We start from the raw sequence: 3,663 nt of genomic DNA on the forward strand, positions 1-3,663 counted from the left end.
TCTCTCAAACCTGCTTGCCACGAACCAGCAGGGCAATCTCAATGAAAAGCAGGTCGAGTTCGCGCGCACCATCAACTCCGCCGGAACCGACCTTCTCAGCCTGATCAACGATATCCTCGACCTGTCGAAGATCGAATCCGGAACCGTCTCCATTGACATCAACGATATGCCGGTGACGCATCTGCGCCAGCATATGGAGCGCACATTCCGCCAACTGGCCGCCGACAAGGGCCTCGGCTTCACCATCAAGGTCGATCCTGCCCTTCCCGAGACGGTGCGAACGGACGAGAAGCGGTTGCAGCAGATTGTCCTCAATTTGCTTTCGAATGCATTCAAGTTTACCTCGGAGGGCGAGGTCAGCTTGAATTTCCGAGTCGAAAAGGCCAGCCGCCGCAACGGCTCCGGGCACGCCATGAAGGCCTTGGCGATCGCGGTAACCGACACGGGCATCGGCATTCCAGAAGACAAGCAGAAACTGATCTTCGAAGCTTTCCAGCAGGCCGACGGCACCACCAGCCGAAAATATGGCGGCACCGGGCTTGGCCTCTCGATCAGCCGGGAGATAGCGCGCTTGCTTGGCGGCGAGCTGCGCGTCGAAAGCACGCCGGGCAAGGGCTCGACATTTACGCTAGTGATCCCGTTCGCCGGCCCCCGTGTGGCGGCCGCACAGTCCACCTTGCCTGCGCCGACGGAGGCTGCACCAGCATCTCTTGGCAATCCGCCTTCGGCAGAGCTGATCGACGACCGCGATACCATCGCGCCGACCGACCGGGTCGTGCTGATCGTCGAGGACGACCCGACGTTTGGCGGGCTGCTGCTTGGCCTCGCGCGCTCGGCGGGTCTTAAAGGCGTCCTGTCTAATGCGGGATCCGGCACCTTGGCCTTGGCTCGCAAACTCGTTCCCGACGCCATTACGCTCGATCTCGGGCTTTCCGATATCGATGGATGGGTGCTTTTCGATCTGTTGCGCCATGATCAGAAAACGAAGGGAATTCCCGTCCACGTCATCTCGGGTGCTGAAGATATTGACAGTCTCGCCCGCAAGGGGGCGTCCAGTGTTTCCACCAAGCCTGTTTCCTCTGACGAACTGATGAAGGTGTTTCAGGATATCCATTCAAAGAAGCTGCGCGTTCAGCGGCGCGTTCTGGTCGCCGACCCGGATCCGGAGCGCCGGCTATCGCTCGTCGAAGCGATCCGCGACGGTGTGACCTCGGTCACTGCGGTCGGCCGTTTCGCGGCAAACGCCGACGACATCGGCATGGCTTCTTATGATGCCGTCGTGCTCGGTTTCGGGCGCTCGGCCAAGGACAACGCACAAGCACTAGACGAGGTCAATGCACAGTTCGGCGAAGCCTTGCCGCAGCTGTTGTTCTTTGCCCCACATCCAGATGCGCTTGATCAGGTGCTGGCGTTGAACCCGGCGCTCGCGAATGCGCCGCGGGCTGAAAATTTTGCACAGCTGGCGCTTCATATCTCGGCGGCGCTGCCGGGAGAAGGACGCGAGGAGGTTGGAACAGGAACCGCACCGACCGGCAAGTTCGATCTGGCGGGGGCGAAGGTTCTCATCGTCGATGACGACATCCGCAACATCTACTCGCTCACCAGTGTCCTGGAGACATACGATATCCAGGTTCTGCATGCCGAGCGCGGCCGCGACGGTATCGCGCTGCTGGAACAGACGCCCAATGTCGACGCCGCTTTGATCGACATCATGATGCCGGAGATGGACGGATACGAGACGATGCGGCGCATTCGCGGCACGCCGGCGATCGCTCACATCCCGCTGATTTCGGTCACTGCCAAGGCGATGAAGGGCGATCGGCAGAAATGTCTGGACGCCGGGGCTTCCGATTACATCGCCAAGCCGGTCGATCTTGATCTGTTGCTGGCATTGCTTCGGGTCTGGATTGGTCGTTCCCGGTCTCGCGTCGAGATACCGGAGAAAATGCTCGTGGCAGTGAACTGACGGGCGGTCCATGCAAAAGCTTTTGCGAAACAAAGTCAGAAAACCTGAGGTCGTGCAATTGCCCGAAGGACCGGCCAGAGCGCGGATCTTGGCCGTGGACGATGATGAGCGCAACCTGCTGGCGATCAGCGAAGTGCTTGCCTCGACCGGTGACGTCATTTGCGCCCAATCAGGGGAAAAGGCTCTGCGTTTTCTGCTGAAAGAGGACTTTGCCGTCATCCTGCTGGATGTCCTTATGCCCGGAATAGACGGCTATGAGACCGCTGCGCTTATCCGCCAGCGCGAGCAATCCAAGCGCACGCCGATCATCTTCCTCTCCGCCATCAACAAGGAAGAGGCCCACATGCTGCGCGGCTACGATGCCGGCGCGGTCGACTATGTGTTCAAGCCATTCGATCCGGTTATGCTGCGTTCGAAAGTCGCGGTTTTCGTCGAGCTCCACGAAAAGACGCTGGAAATCCAGCGAAAGGCGGCGACCGAGCAGGGGCTGCTGGCGCAGGCACTCCAGGCGCAGAACGAAAAACTGGTGGCAGAACGGGCGCTTCGCAACGCAGAGGAACGCCAGGATGCCATCCTGAGTTCGCTTCCGGTCTGTTTCCATGCGCGGGCAGCGACGCCGCCCTTCGCGGCGCGCTTTGTTACCAAGGGTGTCGAGGGCCTGACCGGTTTTTCCCCTGAAGACTTGACCTCGAATCCGGCTTTCGGCCTGAGCCGGGTTCACCCTGAAGATCGCCCACGGTTGGAGCAGGCACTGCTGGAGGCAAAAACCAAGGGCTCCTATACCTGCGAATTCCGCTGGCTGTGCGCCAATGGCGAGTACCGCATCTTTCTTGACCAAGGCGTGATGTCGAACGGTTCTGACGGAGGCGAACCGGAGATATTGGGCACGTTGCTTGACGTGACCGAGCGGCGCGGCCTTGAGGACCAGTTGCTGCAATCACAGCGCCTCGACGCAATCGGCAAGCTGACGGGTGGCCTGGCCCATGATTTCAACAATCTGCTCGCCGCTATTCTAAGCGGATTGGGATTGCTTGAACGCCGCGGGATACTGGATGATCAGGCGCGCCAGGTTGTCGACCTTCTGCGGCGTTCTGCCAAACAGGGTACCGATCTCGTGACGCGAATGCTCGCCTTTTCGCGCCGACAAACGCTGAAACCAGAAGCCGTGAGGCTCGCGGCCCTTGGCGACACCATGAACGGTTTGGTCGCCCCCGTTTTAGGGGGGCTGATCCGCTTCGATTGGCAAATTGACGACACGGTATGGTCGGTGCATGTCGACGCCGGACAGCTTGAACTCGCCTTGATGAATCTTGTCTTTAATGCGCGCGACGCCATGCCTTCCGGGGGTACGATAACGATTAATGCGCAAAACCGTTCAGTTTTAAACCGATCGGAAGACGTTCCGGCGGGTGACTATGTTGTTGTGACAGTCAGAGATACGGGCTCCGGCATCGCACCGGATATTCTCGCCAAGGTCATCGAGCCTTTTTTCACCACAAAGCCCGTAGGAAAAGGAACCGGGCTCGGTCTCAGCACCGTCTACGGCTTTATGAAGCAGTCCGGTGGTACGCTGCGCATCGAAAGCGTCGTTGATCGTGGAACAGCCATGCAACTGTGGCTCCCACGCTCGGTCGAAGAACCAGCCACTCGCTTGATGGAAGCCGACCTCGGGCAGGTGCTTCTAGACGCCCGCACGG

General features: G+C 59.7%; 2 protein-coding genes. Both read left to right on the top strand.

The features are described from left to right. Window positions 1-1,966: hybrid sensor histidine kinase/response regulator (locus AC1DX0_RS32795; protein WP_477358521.1), on the top strand; the 1,966-nt coding region annotated here is incomplete at its 5' end. A gap of 10 nt (window positions 1,967-1,976) precedes the next feature. Next, window positions 1,977-3,663 (top strand): ATP-binding response regulator (locus AC1DX0_RS32800; RefSeq protein ID WP_477358523.1); only part of this gene is annotated, 1,687 nt, incomplete at its 3' end.

The organism is Mesorhizobium sp. P3_A9, assembly GCF_056402975.1.